Genomic DNA, 20,141 nt, shown 5'->3' with positions numbered 1-20,141 from the left:
TTTTCTCATATAAAACTCAATTTTACATTTGTAAAATTTAAACTATCTTATTATAAAACTCTTTTACAAGAATGTCTACCACTTCTCTTCTCTCAAATGGTTTAGTTATATGATAATTAATAGCTGCTTCTTCAATTCCTTCTTCATCTTCTATGTATGAATTAGCTGTCATCATTATTATCACAATATTCTTTCCTCGTTCTGTCTGCCTGATTATCTTAGATGCTGTTATTCCATCTATCACTGGCATAAGCACATCCATAACAATAAGATCTATATCTTCATTTTGTTTAAATTTCTCAACAGCCTCACTTCCATCTGATGCTTTGACAACTCTCATGCCAAGTTTGGCAAACATATTCTCAGCTATCTCCATATTAATATCATTATCTTCTGCCACAAGAACTGTCATATTCTTAAATCTTATATTATTTGCTTTCTTCTCTTCTAACCTCTTCTTTTCAACAAATCTAATATCTGTAATTCCATTAAATATCATAAGTATTGTAACTTTTGTTCCTTCTTCTTGTTTGCTGTCTATCTTTATCTTGCCATTCATAAGATCTACAAGTTTCTTAGTTATCGCAAGTCCAAGTCCTGTACTATCTGATTTGCCCTGATGTTCCTGTTTGAATGGTTCAAAGGCATGTGCCAAAAATTCTTCGCTCATACCTATACCATTATCAATAACCTGAAAACTCACTTCTACAAGATTATCTTTTTCTAAACTTCTCTCCTCAATATTAAAGATTATCTTTCCATTCTCAGGTGTATATTTCACTGCATTTGAAAGTATATTAAGAAGTATCTGTTTAAGTTTTTTATCATCACATACAACACATTCATAGATTCTATTATAATGATTACATTCAAGTGTCTGATGTTTTTTTGCTGTAAGTGGTTCAATTACCGTCTTAATATATTCTTCAAGTTCATCAAAATGTGTCATTTCTTTTTGTAATTCCATATTACCACTCTCAATCTTTGAATAATCAAGAAAATCATTAATGAGTGCAATAAGGTTATTCGTTGCCATAATAGCTTTGTCTATATATTTTTCAACTTTGTCCGGTTCATCTTTTATAATCTCAAGCAGTCCTTTTACTCCATTAACCGGTGTTCTTATCTCATGTGACAAGCTTGACATATACTTTTGTTTCTCATTATTTCTATTCTGTGCATTCATAAGTGCATTCTCTAGCCTGTTTTTATTCTCAACTTCACGAACCATAAAATCATCTATGTTACGTTTGAGGAGAAGTATTGTATTCTTATCTTCATCAAAATATGTAAATTCATATTCATACCACAGTACATTTCCATCTGATATTCTTCGAAATTCCATGATATATTTACCGTCATTATCAACAATCTGTTTTTTTATATTCTCAAGTTTTATATCTTTCTTATAACGTTCTCTGTCTTCTTCTACAACGGAATCTATTCCAACCAAAAAAGCTTCTTCATAATCATGAAGATATTTTCTGTTACTATATTTTCCATATTCAAAATACATAAAACCTTCTCTTGTATTAACATCTATAAGTATTACCTTACTAAATTCCTGTTTTACAGTAAAATATACAATATTTCTAAATACATTTATATCTTTTTCAAGCATCTGTGTTTTCTCTTTTGACTCCTGTTCTATTCTTATTGATTCATTAAGTCTTTGCTTATTTTTAACTTCTTTGAGTAATATAAGCACAAATAGAACTGCAAATACTATACTTAGTATTATAAATGGAAGTATTATCTTTAATTCACGTCCGCTTATCAACGATTCTCTATTAAGTATTGTACTGTCTTGTGGTAGCATAACTTCAGATATCCCATATTTTTCCATCATCTTGTAATTGAATATATACTCACATGGTGTACTCATAATCCTAGTTCTGCTTTCTATATCAGATCCTGACAATGTTGATTTGATTATCCCTGCTGCAAGTTTCCCTGATACATAATGTGATACTACCATACCACCAAATACACTGTCTGTTATTCCGCACTGATTCATTCTGAATATTGGAACATTACAATAATTCTTAAATATCTCTTCTCTCTCATCTAATGTATATACATTGCCATCTTTGTCAGATGACATAATAAGATAGAATATTACTGTATTATTACCATATTCTGATAATTTTTCTTTTACTGTATCTTTATCATAATCAGAAACGTTGAGTTCTTCAAATGTATATTGTGGATATTTTTTTGATGCCTCGATAAACTGTCCTTTTTCGCCTATTCCAGTATTAGTTGAATCTACAATTCCTACAATTGTATCAACTTCAGGAAAAATAGATCTTATAAGATTAATATTAGCTTCATACGGAAGAACTTCTACAACTCCTGTAATCTTACTGTCAGATGCCATTCTCTCAGCAAATTCTATATCATTAATTCCAAGATATGATACTGGAATATTTTTAAAGAATTCATCTTTATATTCATCTATAAAATGAAGTGCATCATCATCACCTACAATAACTGCATCATATACATAACCATTTTTTCTCATATTTCTAAGTTTGTTGCTTAATTCTATTGATGCAACATCGTATGAGACTCTCTTCGTGTCCATAAATTCATATATTATACTATAACATTCAGACAGCACTTCATCTACGCCCTGCATCTGTAATGGGACTGTTCCCCAATCATACGAATATGAACTTATATATAGAATATTCTTAGCATGTTCTTCATCTTTTGCACTAACCTTGGCACTGCCACGCATAAAAAATAAACATAATAACATCGACATTGTAAATGTTATTATGACTGTTGCTTTTAAAATTTTCTTTTTATTTTTCATGCGCCCACCTCCAAAGTATTTTTCGGTCGTGTCGCATTAATAGTATAGTAATCTTTACTACAGTAACTCCAAAAATTACCTGTTTCTTAATTATAGTTTACTATTAATATTAACAGGTTCCTCTTTTTGTGGTTTTCTTGAACTGTTGTAAGACTCTTGCCCTTTCGCAACTGCTTCTTCAATGCAGTGTAACAGGCACTCAGGAATATTAATCTTCATATATGCATCTTTAATATTCCAAATATCGTCTTCACTCATTTCAAGAGCCTCCTCCCGTAATTTCTGTTTTTAATTTTTTTAAACTTCTATATAAAACAGATTTAACTGTATTAATATTCTCTCCAAGGCATTGTGCCACTTCGCTAATCTTCATATCTTCAAAATAACGAAGTATAACTACTGCCTTTTCTCTGTCACTTAATATATCAAGTGCTTTTAGCATATCTATATCTTCATATATATCAATAAAAGGTTTGTCAACCATAATCTCTTCATTATCAGAGATATCAGAGATTATCACTTCTCTTTTATTCTGTCTTACATAATCAATCGCTGTATTAACAAGGATTCTCCAAATCCAGCTTTTAGCTGACTCTATATTGTCTATCTGATCCGAGTTCTTAATTGCCTTATATATACTCTCCTGCACTATATCAAGTGCATCCTGCTCATTCTTCACATAAGTATATGCAAGGCGATACATCGATTCATAAGATGTAAGAATTATATCTTCAATCGCATGATGTACTGTTTCGTAACTCATTGCAATACCTCTTTCTATTTGTCGATATTATTATTTTATAATACCATGCTCCAGATAGAAATTCTGCCAGTCCCCAACATATCTTGCAAGTATATGCACTCCGTCTGCTGTATAGTCCGGATTTAACTTGCCTGTCTGTGGATCATCGAATAATTGGTTGTTGTCTATATAAAATACATTCTTATTGTCTGCTAATGTCTTTATTTTATCATTTCTGGCATTAATCTCATCATTATTGATGTATGTTCCTTTGTGGTCAATCTCATCTGTAACATGCATAATGCTCTGAATAAATATGACTGCATCAGGCTGTAATTCCCTTATCGTTGAAATTACTGTCTTAAATTGTTCAAAATACGTATCTGCTGTTCCTGTTCCTAATTCATTTACTCCTAGCATAATATATATTTTACCATACTTTTTAGCTGATAATCCATCATAAACTGAAATTTTTTCATTACTTCCCGGAACACTAGCTATTGGTGCATCAAGAACATCCCATATTGTAAGTCCATACTCAACATAAAAATCTGTATTATCCCATCCTGCATACTCATAAAGTGTCGAAGTTCTTGAATCTCCTATAAAAAGTGCGTCATCCAGATAGCTTATATCAACCTGTGTGAATTCATATGTCTTATCAGATTCATTAGTAATCTCAGGTGCTTTTGCTTGTGTTACTGACTCTGTAGCTTCTTCAGTTTGTGTTTCTTCAATATTATCTGCTTCTTTTGTATTCTCATCTGTTTCTGTAACTGATATACTCTCGCTTATATGTTCATCACTTTTTAAAGTATATGTTGCATACTCATTATCTTCTTTCTTTCCTTCTTCACTAACTATACTGCCATTTATCTTATTCTCATTCTTCTCAACATAACTGTTAAGCATCTTAAATTCTCCATATATAATACTACTTAATACAATTGCTGAGAAAAATGGATATTTAATACGTTTATTCATATCTTTTTCTCCCTTAAAATCTAAAGTACAAAAATGGATTGGCGGCACTTGTTGCCATTCTATATACACATAACCAGAATACAACAAGGAGAATTCCTGCCAAAATATATGTTTTTCCATATTTTTTATATAACTTTTCACCTATTGGTGTGCTAAATATAATCCCAATAATAAGGAATAATCCATATCTTTTTAATGCACTTACATAATCCAAACTGTTAATATATGCCGATGCACTACCTTTTATCACAGGACACATTCTTAAAAGATATGTCTTAACACTCGTTAAATCTTCTAATGAGAATATAACCCAGCTTATATTAATAAATAAGAACATATAGATGGATGATATAATCTTACTCTTATCAAGTATCTTGTGTAAAAAAACTTTTTCTAAAGCTATTAATAGAAATGTTGATATTCCCCATAACACGAATGTTACTCCACATCCATGCCATATTCCTGTAAGAATCCATACTATAAGAAGATTTCTTATTGTATTAAATCTGCCCTTTCGGTTACCTCCAAGTGGTATATATACATAATCTTTAAACCATCTTCCAAGTGTAATATGCCACCTTCTCCAGAATTCACTTACTGAACGTGATATATATGGATTATCAAAATTTCTTGGAATATGAAATCCTAACATTCTGCCAAGACCAATTGCCATAAGTGAATATCCATTAAAATCAAAATAGATCTCAATTGAATAAGCTATCGCACCAATCCATGCCATTATCGTTGTTATACTATCATATCCGGTAACTTTTATCTCATTAACAAGCATTGCAAGAACATCTGCCACAAGTACTTTTGATGCAAGTCCAATGACAAATATCTTTAGTCCTTCTTCTATATTTTCAAAATTATATTCTCGTTTTTCTATCTCTTTATCTATATCAGTGTATAGTATAATCGGTCCTGCTATAAGCTGTGGAAACATACACAGATATGTTCCAAGATTCACATAATTATGCTGTGCTTTAGCATCTGTTTTATATACATCAATAACATACGCAGTTATCTGAAACGTATAAAAACTTATTCCAAGTGGTATATGTTTTGCGAATCCTTTGTAATATATAAGTATCCCAAAATCTACAAAAAGTATTATAGAAAGTATAATTTTTTTCTTGATATTACTCTTAGAATCTTCAATTAGTTCTGCTGCAAAATAATTAACAGTAAGCATTCCTATCATAAGTGGAAGATATTTTAACTCTCCTATTGAATAGAATATTATACTTCCAATAAAAAGTACTGCGTTTCTGTATTTTTTGCCTGCTATATAATAAATGATCATAAAGATCGGTAAAAATGCAAATATAAATATCTGGCTTGAAAATAACATGTCTTTTTTTCTCCTAAATAATCTTCTCAATATATAGACGCATAACCATTATAAAAAGTTTCAAAAAATTTAATTTTTTTCACAAAAGTAACATAAATATATGTTATAATAACGACGTTGTACAAAACTATACAGGAAGAGGTTATATTAATGAAGGAAGAAAAAAAAGTTGATACTTCTGGATTAAGTCTTAGTAAGCAGCGTAAAATCCAGAGAGAAAAAGAAATTAAAAAAATGAAACGTAACAGGATACTTTTAAAAGCTGCAAAAATTACCTTTTTAACAGTTGTTATTGTAGGTTTTGCATCAGTTGCAGGTATTAAAATCTATCGTGAAGTTACAAGAATCAAACCTAGCAGTGATTTCAGTGCTTATCTTGATGACAATGGATTCATATCAGGTATTAATGCAACTGACGTTTTAGGAACTTTTGATTATAAAGGTCTTGAAGTACCACAAAGTGAAGTTGAATATACAGATGAAGATGTTGAGACCAGTATCCAGTCTATCTTAAAAAGCCATAAGACTGAAGACACTTCAACCGAGACTAAGATAAAAGATGGCGATACTGTTAATATTGATTATGTCGGAACAGTAGACGGCGAGGAATTCAGTGGTGGAAATACTAATGGTTCCGGTGCAGATCTTGAGATTGGCTCTGGTACATATATAGATGATTTTGAACAGCAATTAATCGGACATGCACCTGGCGAACATGTTACAGTTAATGTAACATTCCCAGATCCTTATGATACTAATACAGAACTTTCAGGCAAAGATGCTGTATTTGAAGTTACTATTAATAGTGTATATCAGATTCCTGAATTCACTGATGATTTTGTAAAAGAGAATCTCTCTGATTATGCAACTACTGCTGACGGATATAGAGAATATCTAAAAGAGACTAATTATAATCAGAAGCTTGAATCTTGGATTTCAACATACATTGATGAAAATATAACAGTTAATACTGTTCCTGAGAAATATTTCTCACACCTTAAATCATTACAAAAATATGTTGATGAATCTAATTATAACTACTACAAATCAATGTATACATCACTTTCAAGCTTTGAAGATTATGTAGGAAAATCAGAATCACAGTATGACAAGAGCCTTGATACTTCTGTTTTAAAGACTCTTAAGACTAATCTGTTCTATCAGGCTATAGCTGAAAAAGAAGGCATATCTGTTACTGAAGATGATTATAAAGCATACTTAACAGAACAAGGTAAATCAGAAGACGATTATACTTCAATGGTTGAGACTTATGGCAAGAGTTATCTTATGCAGAATATGATTGCCGAAAAAGCCCTTGAAATTGTAAAAGATAATATTGTTGTAAAATAATATATCAGGTAAAAATATCAGCAGTTCTTATATTTATGTATATAAGCTGCTGATGTTTTTTGCTTTTCTATACTAAAGGTTGTTAAAAAAAATATTCAATTTTTAGTACAAGCCACTAAAAATATGCTATAATATAATTTGTGGGAATTATTTAAAGATTTATTTGAGAGGTGCAATTTAATGAAAAACAAAATTATTACTTTTGGCGAAATTATGCTTCGCCTTTCACCTAACAACAATGAACGTTTTACACAGTGTCATTCATTCGAAGCTGTATATGGCGGCGGTGAAGCTAATACTGCTGTTTCATTATCTCACTTTGGTATTAATACATCTTATGTTACAAAGCTTCCAAAGCATACAATCGGTCAGAGTGCTGTTAATGCATTAAGACAGTATGGTGTTGATACAAGCAATATCGTTCGTGGTGGTGATCAGATAGGTATCTACTTCCTTGAGAAGAAGACAAGCCAGAGACCTTCTAATGTTATATATAACCGTGCTGATTCTGCAATCGCTCTTGCAAGCAGAGATGATTTTAACTGGAACGAGATATTTAAAGATGCTACATGGTTTCATTTTTCAGGAATTACTCCTGCACTAAGCGATGAGATGGCTGTAATCACACTTGAAGCCTGTAAAGCTGCTAAAAAACTAGGACTTACAATAAGCTGTGATCTTAACTATAGAAGTAAATTATGGAGCAGTGAAAAAGCTAAAAAAGTTATGTCTGAAATCTGCCCATACGTTGATATATGTATTGCTAATGAAGATGATGCTATCGGTATCTTCTCCATCGATCCTTCACAGGCTAACGGTGAAGAAAAGAATGCTTATATTGCAAAAGAACTTCTTAAGATGTTCCCATTCAAAATAGTAGCTTCTGTATGGCGTACAGAGACATCTATTACAACATTTAAGCTTCAGTCTATGATCTATACTAAGGGCAAAGCTTACTACAGCAAAGAGTATTATATGAGTATTCTTGATTATATCGGAGCAGGTGATGCTTATTGTGCAGGTATCATCTACAGTTATATTCATGGATATGATCCTCAAAAAGCTGTTGAATTCTCTAATGCAGCAAGCTGTTTAAAACATACAGTAAGTGGTGACTTTAACCTTGTTACAGTTGACGAAGTTAATAGACTTGCATTCTCAGCAAGTGGTAATGAAGTTCAAAGATAATTCATTACAATAAGAACATTAAAATAAAAATGCAAAAACAGATGGATTAAGATATAATTTAAATCCATCTGTTTTTATTTAAAGTGACTTATATTTTATTGCTTAACTTTTTATTATCATCTTTTCTACAAATACAATCTTGCAATCAGTATTATAGGCTTATATGCATCTTCTATTTCTGCTGATAATGTGCAAAGAAATCTGCCATATTCTTCATTGATTCATCAAGAACTTCTATTCTTGGAAGATATACTACTCTAAAGTGATCAGGCTCTGCCCAGTTAAATCCACTTCCAGGAACAATCAATACTTTTTTCTCTTTAAGGAAGTCAAATGCAAACTTCTCATCATTATATATATTGAACTTCTTAATATCAATCTTAGGGAATATATAGAATGCTGCTTTTGGCTTAACTGCACTTATTCCCGGTATATCATTAAGTGCTTTGTATATGAACTCTCTTTGTTCATATATTCTTCCACCAGGCTGAATGTAGTTATTAACACTCTGATAACCCCAAAGCGCTGTCTGTACTATTGACTGCGCCGGTACATTAGAACATAGACGCATATTAGAAAGCATATTAATTCCAGCCATATAATCTTTTGCCATTGCTTTATTACCACTTAATATCATCCAGCCAACTCTAAATCCAGCTATCATATGTGACTTTGAAAGCCCACTGAATGTAACACAGAACAGATCCGGTGCAAGTGAAGCTATTGAACAATGTTCCTCACCATCCATACATAATCTGTCATATATCTCATCTGAGAATATTATAAGCTGATGTTCTCTTGCTACTTTTACAATCTCTTCAAGAACTTCTTTTGGATATACTGCTCCTGTTGGATTGTTAGGATTAATGATTACTATAGCTTTAGTTCTGTCTGTAACTTTTTTCTTAATATCTTCAATATCAGGATACCAGTCTGCACTCTCATCACAGATATAATGTACAGCTTTACCGCCTGCTAATGTAGCTGTTGCTGTCCATAATGGATAATCCGGTGAAGGAATAAGTATCTCATCTCCATCGTTAAGAAGTGCCTGCATACATAAGTTAATCAATTCACTTACGCCATTACCTGTATATATATCACTTATTGCTACATTAGGTATATGTTTTATCTGAGCATATTGCATGATCGCTTTTCTTGCTGCAAAAAGTCCTCTTGAATCTGAATATCCTTCACAGTCTGTAAGCTGCTGACGCATATCATATATAACTTCTTCCGGTGCTCTAAATCCAAATGGTGCAGGATTACCTATATTGAGTTTTAGAATATGCATCCCTGCTTCTTCCATTCTTGCTGCTTCATCTACAACCGGTCCTCTTACATCATATAATACATTATCAAGTTTTGTTGATTTCTTAAATTCTCTCATACCATTCTCTCCTATCGTATCAGGCATATATTTTTTGCCGCTCTTCATATCTACGTCTTCACCCATAAGCCATAATTCACTTACATCAAGTGTCTTAGCAAGCACTGCTATCACATCAATTCGTGGTTCTGTCTTACCACTTATATACTGACTTATATGACTCTTGCCAAGTTTTATTCCAACTTCCTTGCCATAAGGTTCTGACATCTTTATTATATCAACCTGCTTAAGACCTTTTAGCTCCATTATCTCTTTTAATCTCTGCGATACTGTAGCTTTTGCCATAAATGTCACCGCTTTCTTAATCTCTATTCTGAATATATTTGTTTCACAGACACTGTATCTATATCTGTGCATATATAAAAGACGACATTCTTATACTACTTATTATATATACTGCTTATTATATATACCACATTCCGTCTGTACCCGTTTAGAATAGCACAAGTTCAATTTAAGTTCAATATTAGTTCAATAAGTTGAACCATTTTCGTATAAATATAATATTAGATTATATCATAAATCCTGTCTTCTCTTTACTATGCTCAATCATCTTGTTAAGTCTTCTAAATGGTATCGCTACAAGAATTCCTATTATAAGTGAAATTCCTACATAAGCATACAAAGACATTATACTCTTAAGATAATCTAGTCTGTACATTCCACCTATTGTCTCTTTGATTGCTGTCATTCCAAATTTGAATGGCAGATAATTATATATAAGCTGATATGCCTTTGGTAATACTTCTATAGGAAATGTTCCACCAGCTCCTGCAACCTGTATTACCATAATTATTACTGCTAATGCTTCACCAACATTACCAAATGCTACTGTCAATGAATATATGAAGATTGTAAACATAAAGCTGCATTGTGAAGTTGCAAACCAATACAAAAACGGATGTATACACTGTATCTCTATATAATATACATTACCGAGCACTGTTAATAATGCCTGTACCTGACCAATAAGGAAGAATGTTATATATCTTCCAAAATATGCCTGCCATGGTTTTACTCCTGTAATGCCATCTCCTTCATGAACTGTTACATGTATAATCGCAACAAGAATAAGTGAACCAAACCATATTGCAAGTATCGTATAGAATGCTGCCATCTGTGATCCATACGTTTCTATCGGATATATCTTCTCTGTCTCCATATATACCGGAGATTCTGCAAACTCAGATGCATTAACAGAATCTGAAGTAATTATATTAATCATCTCGTTAAATGATTCGCTGTCAGACAAAACTTTTAGTCTGTCAGATATCATATTAATATTGTTAAGCACTTCTTCAGCTTCAGCTCTTGATGCTTTAAGACTATCTGTTCCTTTTGTTATTGAATCTGAATATTTTGATATATCAATCGTAAGATCTGTAAAATCTCCAGACATTGAAGCTAATAATTCTGACGCATCCATAAGTGATGCCTGTAATCCATACATATCCTCATTAAGTTTTGGTTTTACTGTATAATTGTATGAATTTTTCACACTTTGTACTGCCATTAAGCATCTGTCGGTTTCGCTCTTAATGCTGTCTTTGACTTTCTTAATCTCTGAAATTGTAAGTTCTTTTCCAGAATTAAGTGAATTAATCTCATTCTCTAATCTGTCAAAATCTGCACGAATCGCTGCAATCTCACCTGCATATTTATTCTCATCAATACCTGTATTAGTTATTGTTCCATTAAAAAGCTCTCTCATATAAGGAACTACCTGTGTCACACCATCTACACTAATATCTACAAAATCTCCTGTATTCGTCAGTACTGTTAATGTATTCTCAATCTTTTTAGATATTCCGGTAAGATTATCTTCTATAAGATCAAGGCTATAATTAACAAGCATTGTCATAGTCTCTGTTGTCTGTGACGCTGTAAGAAGCATACTCTGCATTCCTGATATAGTACTTCTTCCTGCTGATGTTATAGTATTAAAATTAGATGTAAGTGCATCTGTCGATGCTACTGTACCTTTTGCAGATTCAGTAACTGTAATTAATGAATCAATTATATTAATATATTGCACAAAGCTACTATTAGTCTTAGCTAACTGTGAATCTAATTCGCTCATAACAGTCCCACCAGTTATATTACTTATACCACTTCCAATTTTAGTTACAGTCTCTGCTATTGTTCCAATGAATGTGGCATTAACCTGATTCTGTACCGCTGTCTTTGCCTTAGCTGTAATCTTTGGTGCTATTGCATTCTTTTTATCATTCTCATAATATATAATCTCTGGATTAATAACTTCGCCTTTTGCAAAACTTATAATATTCTCTGTAAAATTCTCAGGTATAATGAGTGCTGCATAATAATCTCCTGCATATACACCATTAATTCCATCTGATGCACTTTGTGTAAATACCCAGCCTATTGTAGTATTACTCTCAAGTGCTGATACAACAGATGCTCCTACATTAAGTTCTATTCCGCTTATGTCTATTCCCTTATCCTCTGAATATACAGCAACTTTTATATTCGATGTCGCATCTGCACCATACGGATCCCAGTTAGATATAATATTAAACCACGCATACAGACATGGTAATATACAAAGTCCCATTATTACTACAACTGCAACTACATTAGTACTTATTCTTCTCGCATCTTTTCTAAATATCTGCAATATCATCTTCATTACATATCACCTTCTCTTTGCTTTATTCTCTTAAGTGTCTCATGTACCTGCATAAGATCATCACCTAAAAGTCCATCAAATTCTGCATCTTCATCACCTGTGAACTCTTTAATCTTCTTTTGCAGATTATAATCCATATATTCAACAGCAATAAGATAGGATGCTATTACAAATAACGACACTATCCATAGTATCAAAAATATTACCTTTGAACTCTCTGTAACAAAAAGTAAAAATAAAAATATCATAGGAATTATTATTATACATCTAAGTCCTATTTTAATTCTTTTCTCATTTTTAATATGAATTTTTCTCTCATATTCAATTATCATATCATATCATATATCTCTTTATATTTTATAGTATCTTCATCATTAACCCTAACATCTGTTTTTTGATTATTTTTCTTCTCTCTGCTCATACTAATTCCTCCTACATCATCTTAGTATCCTTCATTCGTTTCTCCATAAAGTGATTAACTTTTATAAAAGGTTTTCGTATTACAAGCCCTAATAAGAGTGATGCAACTGCAAATATAAGAAGCTGTAATATTGACATAACGTATGTATCTCCATACATTCCTCCTACAGTTTCTCTTAATGCATTGATTGCATACGGGAATGGGAAGAATATATATACAGCCTGGTAGAATGACGGAAGTATCTCTATCGGATATGTTCCACCTGAACCTGCTATCTGAAGAACTATCATTACAACCGATATTGCTTTACCTACATCACCAAATGATATAGTAAGTGCATAGATTAACAATGTAAATGTTAGGCTTGTAAGACATGAAGCTAGTAAAAACAGTCCCGGATATACTACCTGACATTTTATAAGATATATGTCTCCAAGTACGCATATAACTGTCTGAACCTGCCCAAGCAGGAAAAATAAAAGATATCTTCCAAAAAACAGCTCATATAACTTTGGATTATCAAGCCCTTTTTTATCTGCATCGACTTTTATCAGTGATACAAGCACAAGTGCACCAACCCATATTGCAAGTACTGTATAAAATGGTGCAACGCCTGAACCATAATTTGCAATCTCATATATAAGCTCTGTATGTACTTTAACAGGCTCTGAGAAAAATTCTGAAAGTGTCTTTGGATCTCCTGATAAGAGATTAATAAGTATCTCTTTTTTCTCATCATAATCTTTATCTCTCATCTCATTAATTGCTGACTGCAGCTTATTATTAACATCATCAACAACCTGTTTAGTCGCTATAAGGCTGTCATTAATGTTATTAACTGTAGTATCTGCGCTATTAATCACATCACTCACTCCATTGACAGTAGATGCTATTCCTGTAAGAAATGTATTAACATCATCAATTACTGTCGTCATATTATTAGTAAGTGTCAAAAGTTGTGGCTTCAGACTGTTATTATATATTTTTTTCAGATTATCAACCTGTGTTATGCTATTATCTAAGATCTTCTTTATTGAATCACCTGTAATATCAGGTATTATGTCAAGATTAACTTCTATCTGTGATAATATCTGATTTATCTGATTTATGTAATTTTTTATATTCTGAATTGTATCTGATGCAGCTATTCCTGTATTTTCATTAATTACCGCTTTTACAAGTGTATTAAGATCATTCTCAAGATTCTTCGTATCATTAAGAGCCATAGATATACTTGTCTTAACAGTATCTAAGCCTTCATCAATCTTTGCATTATTAAGTGTCTGCCTGATTGTATCAGCTGATTGTGATATGCTGTCTGTCATGGCTGATAATTCACTTGCAAATAAATCTGCATCTTGTGTTGATGTTCCAAACTGTGTCTTTGTCTGATTAAGCTTATTAATACCTGAATCTATTCTGTCATTAATAAGAGGAATCTGTGACTTCATATCTGACATAGACTGTACAAGTTCATTATTATTAGATATAAATGTATCAATTGTTGTACTCATCTGTGTAAGCTTATCACTTATCTCTTCTACTTCTGATATCATATTATCTATTGATTCAGAGTTATTAAGCTTATCAGCGACTACATTAGTCTTGTCAAATACTGTTCCCGCCATAGTCTTAATAAGGCTTGCATTAATACTTGTCTTAAGTGTTGACACTGCTGTATCTGTTATCTTAGCTGCAACAGCATTCTTCTTAGAATTCTCATAATAAGTGATTGTAGGATTCTTATAATCCTGTTTAGAAATGTTATATATATTATAAGTAAAACTGTTATTTATAATAACAGCCGCATAGTATTTTCCACTTTTTACGCCCTCTATTGCATCATCTTTTGTATCAGTAAATACCCAGCCGATACTCGTACTTTTCTTCACACTTTCAAGTACCTGCTCTCCTATATTACTATAATTACCATCTTCATCTGTATATCCTTCATCTTCTGAAAATACTGCTATATTAACTGCCGAAGTATTAGCATAAGGATCCCAGTTTGAGTATATATTAAACCATGCATATAGCGAGGGAATAAAACATAATCCCCCCGCTATTAAGAGTGCAAAAATATTAGTAACGAGATTCTTCATATCCCGTTTAAATATAAACATTATATTTTTCATATTATATCATTCCCCCAGATATGTATTCCTATTTTTTACAAGTTATACACAATCTATCGGCAAAACATATATAATGCTATAATTTATTTTATTCTGTAACCTTATCTTTTCGATTAACTATATATATTCCAATACATACAAATACAAGTGCTATAAGTGCTTTTACACCAAGGTCATTACCTGTCTCATTAAGCCACCATGCTGATAAGATTACTCCAAATACCGGATTCATAAAACCAAATACTGCGACTTTAGAAACCGGATTATATTTTAATAGTACTCCCCATAGTGAATATGCAACTGCTGATATACATGCAAGATATATAAGCATCATTATTCCCTGTGGATTTACTTGTGTAATTCTTCCACCCATTGCAAAACCTGCTATCATAAGAAGGATTCCACCAAATAAGAACTGATATCCACTTAACATTACAGGGTTATCATCCTTTGAATATATCTTAATAAGTCCTGAAGATATCGCATAAGCTACGGCTGACATAAGAATTGCACCTTCACCCATGAATGTCATATTCATATCAATTCCATCTTTTGTTATATTAACAAGTACAACTCCGGCAAAACCTATAACACAGCCTAATATCTTCTTAAGATTAAGTTTCTCCTGTTTAAATACTAGACAAGCTATTAATATTGCTATGAATGTATTAGAGCCTTCAATTATAGAAGATTTTACGCCACTTGTTCTTGCAAGTCCCATATAAAAAAATATATATTGTAAAACTGTCTGAAACATTGACAATTTTATTATATTAGGTATTGACTTTTTCTTAGGAACAAGCAATTCTCTGTTTAGTACACTTCCAATTAATATTGTAAGTATTCCTGCAAGTGTAAATCTGATTCCTGCAAACAATATCTGCGTATATGTATTATCTGACGGAATATCAAAAAGACGATATCCTATCTTAATACATGGAAATGCACTTCCCCACAGGAATGTACATATTGCTGCCAACAATGCAACTACAAGTGTCTTTTGTAGAAAATTTTCTTTTTCGTTAGTATTCTTTTTGTTTTCCATTTTCCCTCTTTTTCCTCACTTTTACTTTTTACCAAGACCAAGCCTCTGTCTGATTATTATATATGTAATAACATGTATTGTAAATGTAATTGCCCACGATATTGGATATGCAACATATACAGTTGTTACATTATGATATTGTGGTATCTGAAATACAGTTGCTATCCAGATAAGTCTTAATCCACATGCACCAACAAGTGATACAATCATAGGAATTATTGAATATCCAAGTCCTCTCATTATTCCAACCATTACGTCCATCATTCCACATAAAAAATATGTAGTTGTTATAACAATCATTCTCTTCATTCCTGCTTCTATTACTTCAGGATTATTAGTATATATTCTAAGAAGCCATCTTCCGCTAAATAATGCTGTAAGTCCAAGTATAAGTCCTGTAAGTATAACAAGAATCTGTGCTGATATTGCAATCTTTCTAACTCTTTCTTTTTTACCTGCTCCCATATTCTGGCTTGTGAATGATATTGCTGCCTGATAGAATGCATTCATTCCTACATATATAAAGCCTTCAATATTCTGTGCTGCTGAATTACCAGATACAATGATATTACCAAATATATTAACTGATGACTGAATTACAACATTAGACAGTGAGAAGATAACGCCCTGAAAACCTGCCGGGATACCCACTCTTAATATTGGCATAAGTTTGTCTTTGTGTATCTTAAGCTTTGATATATGAAGTTTGATTCCTTCTGATTCTCTCATAAGACATCTTATTACAAGAAAAGCAGATATATATTGCGATATTATAGTCGCAAGTGCAACTCCGGCAACATCCATATTAAACACAATTACAAATATAAGATTAAGTATAACATTAACTATTCCCGCTGCAAAAAGAAAATATAATGGTCGTTTGGTGTCTCCAACTGATCTTAATATAGCACTTCCAAAATTATATGCCATAGATGCAGGCATACCAATAAAATATATCTTAAGATACAATGACGCTAACGGAAGTATCTCATCTGGTGATTTCATTAATATAAGTATCTGTCTTGAGAACAAGACCCCTACAAATGTAAGTATAATTCCACTTATTATACTTAACATCATAGATGTATGAACAGTCTTACTAAGTTCATCCTTGCGATTGCCACCATAATCTCTGGCTGCAAGAACATTAGCTCCTACAGACAATCCCATAAAAAGATTAACTAACAGATTAATAAGCGCTGTTGTCGAACCTACTGCTCCAAGTGAATTATCACCAGCGAACTTACCTACTACAACAATATCTGCCGCATTGAATAATAACTGCAATATACTAGAGCACATAAGCGGTATTGCAAATATAAGCATCTTACTAATTATTGGACCATTGCACATGTCCATTTCATATTTCTTTTTCTCCTTCATCAGTTCTCCTCTTTTCCATATCATTATTAATTATCATTCTTTGTAATCATCGGTCAATATTATTCTTTTAATAATTTGGCGAATTTTGTTTTAACACAATTCTTTGCAGATGTCAATTGATAATATGATTCAAGAGTCAAAAGGTATCATCGACACATGCTTGCATGTATTTCGATGTATACCTTATTGACTCGCACTACACCAAGAAAGTAGCAATTTACTGCTCAAAGGCAGTAAATTAGCGGATTTCGAGGTGTAGTCAGATTACAGGAATGCGTAGCATGTAGTAATCTGATGAATCATAAATGACGGGCAAAATACCTTTTGACCGTCATATCATAATATTTTTTCATTAATTCATCTCAACACAAAAACTACTGCCATCTCTGACAGTAGTTTCCATATTAGTTATATAATTTATTAAAGATACTTTAATATATTTTATAAAATTTATGCTATTATAATATCATAAATTCTATCTCTATTTTAGCATATAGTCTTTAAGAACATCATGGTCTCTTAAAAGTTTTTCAATTACAGTTCCTTTTATCGCCTTAATTACAGGTTTTTTAAGTGCATTAAGTGGTCCAGGAAGTTCTATCTCTAATGGTGATTTGCCATCCATTAACTTAACTGAACTATCAAGAAGCTCTCGTACATCATATACACTTCCCCATACTTCAGGTACACCTCTGTCTACACCTAACAGGCCATATACAGCTTCCATACCTGTTCTTACTGAATACTCTGTTGTAAAGATTGTATCTCTTGGTGTCTCTGCAAACTGTCCAAGGAATGCAAAGTTAACACATCCATCAGGAATTACATCCGGTCTGTCACCTTTTCTTCTTGGCATGAAGAATGCTGTAATATATGGCATCATTGTAGGTACACATATTGCACTATTCTTAGCAAGATCTGCTATCTCATTAACAGGTACTCCAAGATGATATAACCATTCCTGTGTAATCTCTTCACCAGTACATTCTTTCATAGGTTTCTTAACGAAATCACCGATTGCATCTGTGAATAATCCATATACCCATACACATACCTGATCTTTACTCTGTTCTTTGAACTGTACCTGTCTGTTGATTGTCCAGCTAAGTAACCAGCTTGAATCTTTACAGCTTACAATACCACCTGTTACTACTTTACCACTTCTTGGATCTCTCTTACATATTCTCTCAATATATGGAATAATCTTATCATCAAGTGTTGTAACTGTAGCTGACTCCCAGTTAGTCTTCTCTATATCTGAACAGAACTTCTCAGGATGTCCAAATGATGGATCCTGTCTTGCTATGTTCTTCCATAGATCCCAACATCCACTATTTCTTACTTCTGCATTACCAACAGGTGCATGTGTCTGATCTCCATAGATTGTTCCTTCTGTACAACTTCCATTTGTTACAAATACAAGGTCATTCTCTGTAAGTGGAATCTCTTTCTTCTCACCATCTATCTTGCACTCAATTGTCTTTGCAATCTTCTTATCGCCTTCAAATTCAAATACAACATTAGTTACCTGTGTATTAAACTGGAATTTTACACCTGCAGCTTCAAGATATCTCTTCATAGGAAGAATAAGTGAATCATACTGATTGTATTTAGTGAACTTAAGAGCACTAAAGTCTGGAAGTCCTCCAATATGATGAATAAATCTTTGGAAGTATAACTTCATCTCAAGTGCTGAATGCCAGTTCTCGAATGCAAACATTGTTCTCCAGTATAACCAGAATGTTGAATCGAATACTTCTTCATCAAATACATCTTCAATTGTCTTATCATATAGATCTTCATCTTTTGTCATAAAGAGCTTCATAATCTCCATACAGCCTTTCTGACTAAGATTGAATTTGCCATCTGTATGTGCATCATCACCACGATTCTCTGTTGCACGACAAAGTGAATAGTTAGGATCATGCTTATTAAGCCAATAATATTCATCAAGTACTGATACACCCGGTGTCTCAATTGATGGAATACTTCTAAATAAATCCCAAAGACATTCAAAATGGTTCTCCATCTCACGTCCACCACGCATTACAAATCCTCTTGTTGGATCATTAATGCCATCACATGCACCACCTGCTATATCCATAGCTTCAAGGATTGTTATATGATCTCCAGGCATCTGACCATCTCTTACAAGGAAACATGCAGCTGCTAATGATGCAAGACCACTTCCTACAAGATAAGCATATTTATTATCAACGCCTTCAGGTTTTTCAGGACGTGCAAATGCTTCATAGTTACCATTACTATAATATATTCCCTTACTATTTTTCTGGTTCTTTCCTCTCTCTGTATTTCTATAGTTACTTCTCTCTTCTTCTGACTGCTTCTTAGCATTCTCACGTTCTACATTAGCCTGAGAACTCTTTTTACTCTTTGCTACAACAACTCCTGCACCTGCTGCAGCTGCTACCATAAGACCTAATTTTAATTTCGATTTTTTTGCCATAATAATACCTGCCTTTCTTAAGCAAATAAATATAATATTACTTACTGATAAACATTTGTAAATGACCAATCGTCATTTTTTATTTTGCATTTTTTTATATTAAAAGTCAAGCATCTAGGAAAGGTTTCTACACATTTTAAGATGTGTAGTACTCTTTATCGCTAAAGGCATTATCCTCTATCTTTTAATAATAAAAAAAGTATTAAATCTA

The 20,141-nt window shown here is 32.4% G+C and carries 14 protein-coding genes; 2 read left to right on the top strand and 12 right to left on the bottom strand.

The genetic code is table 11. The features are described 5' to 3' along the window. Positions 1 to 37: 37 nt before the first annotated feature. The 5 genes from KQI85_RS06395 to KQI85_RS06375 form a co-directional block, all read right to left on the bottom strand. The gene (locus KQI85_RS06395) at positions 38 to 2,821 is read right to left on the bottom strand and encodes an ATP-binding protein (protein ID WP_216575255.1); all 2,784 of its coding nucleotides are present in this window, start codon (positions 2,819 to 2,821) and stop codon (positions 38 to 40) included. Positions 2,822 to 2,911: 90 nt separating this feature from the next. Beyond that, positions 2,912 to 3,079: a hypothetical protein gene (locus tag KQI85_RS06390; RefSeq protein WP_216575254.1), complete on the bottom strand. Its 168-nt coding sequence runs from the start codon at positions 3,077 to 3,079 to the stop codon at positions 2,912 to 2,914. Between the two features lies 1 nt (position 3,080). Then, positions 3,081 to 3,584, bottom strand: coding sequence for an RNA polymerase sigma factor (locus KQI85_RS06385; protein ID WP_216575253.1), 504 nt, complete (start codon positions 3,582 to 3,584; stop codon positions 3,081 to 3,083). A 30-nt stretch (positions 3,585 to 3,614) separates the two neighbouring features. Then, positions 3,615 to 4,547, bottom strand: coding sequence for a GDSL-type esterase/lipase family protein (locus KQI85_RS06380; RefSeq protein ID WP_216575252.1), 933 nt, complete (start codon positions 4,545 to 4,547; stop codon positions 3,615 to 3,617). A 13-nt stretch (positions 4,548 to 4,560) separates the two neighbouring features. Continuing rightward, positions 4,561 to 5,901, bottom strand: a complete 1,341-nt coding sequence (locus KQI85_RS06375; RefSeq protein ID WP_216575251.1) for an MBOAT family protein — start codon at positions 5,899 to 5,901, stop codon at positions 4,561 to 4,563. Between the two features lie 150 nt (positions 5,902 to 6,051). On the opposite strand from KQI85_RS06375, the gene KQI85_RS06370 reads away from it, so the two are divergent. Then, positions 6,052 to 7,251, top strand: coding sequence for an FKBP-type peptidyl-prolyl cis-trans isomerase (locus KQI85_RS06370; protein ID WP_216575250.1), 1,200 nt, complete (start codon positions 6,052 to 6,054; stop codon positions 7,249 to 7,251). Positions 7,252 to 7,431: 180 nt separating this feature from the next. Continuing rightward, entirely contained in the window at positions 7,432 to 8,439 is a 1,008-nt protein-coding gene (locus tag KQI85_RS06365; protein WP_216575249.1) for a sugar kinase, read from the top strand. 172 nt (positions 8,440 to 8,611) lie between these two features. Here KQI85_RS06365 and KQI85_RS06360 read toward each other — a convergent pair whose 3' ends face one another. From KQI85_RS06360 to KQI85_RS06330, 7 genes are all read right to left on the bottom strand, one after another. Then, on the bottom strand, positions 8,612 to 10,114 hold the full coding sequence (locus KQI85_RS06360) for an aminotransferase class I/II-fold pyridoxal phosphate-dependent enzyme (RefSeq protein WP_216575248.1): 1,503 nt from the start codon (positions 10,112 to 10,114) through the stop codon (positions 8,612 to 8,614). Positions 10,115 to 10,340: 226 nt separating this feature from the next. Next, complete coding sequence (locus tag KQI85_RS06355) at positions 10,341 to 12,479, bottom strand: YhgE/Pip domain-containing protein (RefSeq protein ID WP_216575247.1); 2,139 nt, start codon at positions 12,477 to 12,479, stop codon at positions 10,341 to 10,343. Further along, on the bottom strand, positions 12,479 to 12,811 hold the full coding sequence (locus KQI85_RS06350; protein WP_216575246.1) for a hypothetical protein: 333 nt from the start codon (positions 12,809 to 12,811) through the stop codon (positions 12,479 to 12,481). The genes KQI85_RS06355 and KQI85_RS06350 overlap by 1 nt, the downstream gene beginning before the upstream one ends. A gap of 100 nt (positions 12,812 to 12,911) precedes the next feature. After that, a complete protein-coding gene (locus tag KQI85_RS06345) occupies positions 12,912 to 15,035 on the bottom strand; it encodes a YhgE/Pip domain-containing protein (protein WP_216575245.1) in 2,124 nt (707 codons plus the stop codon). A gap of 88 nt (positions 15,036 to 15,123) precedes the next feature. After that, positions 15,124 to 16,080, bottom strand: coding sequence for a DMT family transporter (locus tag KQI85_RS06340; protein WP_216575244.1), 957 nt, complete (start codon positions 16,078 to 16,080; stop codon positions 15,124 to 15,126). A 21-nt stretch (positions 16,081 to 16,101) separates the two neighbouring features. Further along, a complete protein-coding gene (locus tag KQI85_RS06335) occupies positions 16,102 to 17,463 on the bottom strand; it encodes an MATE family efflux transporter (protein WP_216575243.1) in 1,362 nt (453 codons plus the stop codon). 481 nt (positions 17,464 to 17,944) lie between these two features. Continuing rightward, positions 17,945 to 19,738, bottom strand: coding sequence for an oleate hydratase (locus KQI85_RS06330; protein ID WP_371820561.1), 1,794 nt, complete (start codon positions 19,736 to 19,738; stop codon positions 17,945 to 17,947). Positions 19,739 to 20,141: the final 403 nt, after the last annotated feature.

The sequence above is a fragment of the Falcatimonas sp. MSJ-15 genome, assembly GCF_018918265.1.
Lineage (GTDB): Bacteria > Bacillota > Clostridia > Lachnospirales > Lachnospiraceae > Falcatimonas.
This window is presented reverse-complemented; position numbering and strand designations above follow the sequence as displayed.